General features: G+C 69.3%; 2 protein-coding genes. One reads left to right on the forward strand and one right to left on the reverse strand.

The genetic code is table 11. From position 1 onward, the window contains the following. A partial coding sequence (locus DQW06_RS21275) for a type IV secretion system protein (RefSeq protein WP_117199168.1) occupies positions 1–2000 on the reverse strand: 2000 nt, incomplete at its 3' end. Positions 2001–3304: 1304 nt separating this feature from the next. On the opposite strand from DQW06_RS21275, the gene DQW06_RS21285 reads away from it, so the two are divergent. Further along, the coding region (locus DQW06_RS21285) for a serine/threonine-protein kinase (protein WP_157983535.1) at positions 3305–4156 on the forward strand (852 nt) is incomplete at its 3' end.

Below are 4156 nucleotides of genomic sequence, written 5' to 3' on the forward strand. Positions count from 1 at the left end.
CCCCCGCCGAACACCGAACCGCCGCCACTGCTTCCACCGCCGTCCCGGCGCTCGGAGCCGCCACGGCCTCCCGAGGCGGTGCCGAACACGGAGGCCCAGCCGCTGTCGCCGGTGCCGGTGTAGCCGCCGCTGGGTCGGGGCGGAATCGCCCCGGAGGCCGCGCTGCCACCGGAGAGGCTCGGCGCCTGGTCACCGCTGCGCGCGGGCCCGGCGGGCCGGGTGCCGCCACCGCCGCCGGCCGGAGCGCTCCTGGTGACGTTGAGCGGCGGGGCCGCGTTGTCGCGGACCCTGCCGTACCCGGCGGTGCCGCGTGCCCGCGCTCCGTCCGCGCGGACCGGACCGCCGTCGGCCGGGACCTCGTCGCCGACCCCGGTGTCCACACCGCCGTTCGGGACCCCTCCCCCGCCCGCGGGGACCCCCGCGGCCGCTCCGGCGATCTGCGGCCCCCGGCGCAGCCCCCAGGCCTGCGCCTTGAGGTTGGCGACCGGCGGCAGCACCACAGCGCTCCGGCTGAGCGCCTGGCTCTGCGCGGCGTCACTGACGATGCGCGAGGTGAAGGTGTTCGCGTTCACCGAGGAGAACAGGTAAGCGAAGGGCTTGCGGTAGACGAAGAGGGCCACGGTGAAGAGCGCCAGCAGGATCATCTGCAGGCCCCAGCCGAGGCTGGTGGACATGACCATGCCGTAGCACATGACCAGGAGCGAGATCAGGAGTACGACGAAGATCTGTTTGAGCAGGAAGCCGATCATCAGCTCGACCCAGCGCAGCAGGACCATGCGTCCGTAGCCCGGGTGGATGCCGATGAGCAGGAATATGGGAGCGAGGAGGAAGAGCAGGAGGAAGGCGATCTTCAGCACGATGAGCGCCACGGACCCCGCGAGGATCAGTCCCCCGGCGAAGACCGAGGCGAAAAGCGCGAGCGTGGCCACTCCCAGACGACTTCCCTGGTCATCGCCCGCGAAAAGAGGGTAGACGCTGGGAAACGACGATTCGACACTTGAAGCAATTTCTTCGTAGGACTGCTGCTTCTCTTCAACGAGGGTTGTCGCGTCGGCCTCGCCGTCCGCGACCTGCTGCTGTTCTATACGGTTGATTCCCTGGGCCGCGATCAGATCCGTCGCGTGCTCCTGCGCAGCGATCTCTGCGATGTCTCCGTTGCCGAACTGTCCGGCAACCCAAGGCTGACACACGAGGCTGGACCACAACATGTCCGCGTTGCGCCTGACCTGGAAGTCGGCTTCAGTCTCCCAGTCCGCCCGTTCCGGAGCCTCGGCCCCGGGCGGACAGGTTCCCGAGCCCCCGCCGTAGGGAATCTGACCAACTGCACTGGTCACCAGTTGACTGCCGGAGTTCACCAGGCCACTGGCCATACCCATGATCTGGGACGGGTTGACGAGGATCCACAGCCCCAGGGCCGTCGCCGCGACCATCCAGACGCTGGACTCGATCGTGAGCGTCATCCGCTTCCGGATGAGCCCGTACCAGCCCAGCCACAGGGCCCCGAGGATGACGACCGTGGGGATCAGCGGACGCCAGATGCCCTCCCTCAGCGTGACGACCACGTTCTCGACGAGTTCGTTGAAGCTGGCGAGGAGACCGTCGGAGGTCGCGGCCTGGTACACCGTGATCGTCGACTGATTGATGGTCTTGGACAGGTCCCAGGCCGTGTTGGCCAGGGTCGCCTGCGCGCCGTTGCTGAACCCGTCGACGCAGGACTCGGTGATCATGTGCCACTGCTGCCCGGCGGTGCCGTACTGGCCGTACATGCTGGCGTCGGGCGGCAGACCGTCCGTGGAGCCCTCGATGGAGGACTGCGACTGCGGGGGCACGAGCAGGCCGTCGGAACCGCTTCCCGCCGACTCCGGCAGCGGCGCGGGCTCGCCCGGGCACAGCGGGTTCGCCTGGGCCCCGGTGAGGGGCAGCACGACGAGACCGGTCAGCATGAGGAACGTCATCAGGAGGCGTCGCCATCCCCGCCGTCGGACGTGCTGATGCGTCATCTGCTGGCTCCTGCGTCGTGGTTCGGCCGAAGGCGATGTTCGCAGACACCGGGGCCCCGTCGACGCGCCCGTACACGCGTGCACACCGCACGCGGCCGTGCGCGACCGCAAGGCCCCCGCATGTCTCTACCCCATCCTCTATGGTGCGCCATCAGCGGGTCGGGGAACCGGCGCAACGCGTCGGGTTTTCCCCTTCTCTCCCCCGATGTGGCCAGACCCCGGAGGACAAAGACGACCTCTGCCAACGTTTGCGCAGGTAGCGGGTGCGAACGGCCTTCCGAAACACCCAGAAACCACAAGGCCACAATTTCCTAGCCACCTCCGCACTATGAGGGGCGTCACACTCAGTTTCACCATCAAAAGCGGACACCGAGACATCAACCGGACTGACACCCGATACCAGAACCGCCTTCGGTGGAACCCCGAGTCCGCATTGCCGCAGGACCGAAACCTGACCTAGGTCCACAACGGCATCGCCCTGTTCCCTTCCGACTCAACAGCCCCTTCCCACCCGGACAGCTCTTCGCCCTCCCGCTCTCCCCGGTCCTCGCGGCGTCGCTGCTGCTCGCGGGCATGTCGTGGATGACGGCCGAGGAGGAGGCCCGACGGGCCCGGGCCGAGCTCATGCGCGACGTCGTCGACTTCCCCCTGGTGATCGCCGCGTTGGACTCGCCCCGCTGGGAACCGGCACAGATGTGGTTCCACGAGGACCCCTGGAGCGCCGGTACCAGGTACGTGCCCGTCGGCCCCTCCCCCGAGCCCGACGGGTTCGGTCCCACCCTGCGCAGCCACCCCCTGGAGGGGACGCACGACCCGGCGTGGACGCCTCTGCACGAGGGGTACGGCCTGGAGGGTGGATCACGGTTGTGCGGGGCACACGGGGACGTCGTCATCGTCGACTCTGCGGACGACGCCGTCGGGGCCACGCCCTCCACGGATCCGCCGACCGTCGAGACGGGCGCTCCCACCACGGAGTTCCCCGACATCGGCACGGTGGAACTGTCCGGGCACGTCCGAGCGGCCAGGCCGGGAGGCCGAGGAGATCGCCTCGGCGGTCACGGAATGACATTTCGCGAACACCCGAAACGAGGGGTCCCGTTCCCCCTCCCCGCGCCGTACCGTGCCGCGCGGGTGACCGCTACCGGCCACCCCCACACCGGGGTGTGGGGAACTGTCCGCAATGGAGGGAGAATGGTTCAGGAAACACGGACGAGTGTCACAAAGTGCTGCTGTAGGGCTTTTCTCGGATAGATTGTCCTGCGCATCGTCACCCCTCTCCCGACCCCCTGAAGGGATGCGCGCCTATGTCCACCTCCGGTCACTCCTCCGTCGGCCGCTACGAGCTGCGGGAGAGGCTCGGCGCCGGCGGGATGGGCACCGTGTGGCGCGCCTGGGACCCCTCCCTCCAGCGTGACGTGGCCATCAAGGAGGTCCTCCTCCCCCAGGGCATGGACCCCGAGGCCCGCGCCGAGGCGCACGCCCGCACACTGCGCGAGGCCCAGGCCACCGCGCGGATCAGCAACACGGCGGTGGTGACGGTCCACGACGTCCTCGAACACGAGGACAGCCCGTGGATCGTGATGGAACTGCTCAGCGGCAAGTCCCTCCAGTACCAGCTGGACCACCACGGTCCGATGCCGGTGGAGCGGGTCGAGGAGGCCGCCAGGTCGCTGCTCGGTGGTCTGAAGGCGGTGCACGCGGGCGGGGTCACCCACCGCGACGTCAAGCCCGCCAACATCATGCTCACCGACGACGACCGGACCGTGCTGACCGACTTCGGGATCGCGAACGTCGACGGCGGCGCCGCCCTCACCCAGACCGGCGTGTACATCGGTTCGCCCGAGTACATGGCGCCGGAGCGGTTCGAGGGCAAGCGCGCGCTGCCCGCGTCGGACCTGTGGAGCCTGGGCGTCACCCTGTACGCGCTCCTGGAGGGCCGCTCACCCTTCAAACGGGAGAGCATCACGGGGATCATCAGCGCGGTGCTGACCGCGCCGATGCCTCCGCGGCTGTCGTTGGACGACGCGGAGCACAGCCCCGCGAGCGCGCCGCTGCGGGCGCTGATCGCGGCGCTGCTGGCCCGGGACGCCTCGGCGCGGCCCAGCCCCGACGAGGCGCTGGCCCTCCTGGAGCGGGAGAAGCAGGCGCAGGAGGGC

The sequence above is a fragment of the Nocardiopsis sp. TNDT3 genome (assembly GCF_003427465.1).
In the GTDB taxonomy this organism is placed as follows: Bacteria; Actinomycetota; Actinomycetes; order Streptosporangiales; family Streptosporangiaceae; genus Nocardiopsis; species Nocardiopsis dassonvillei.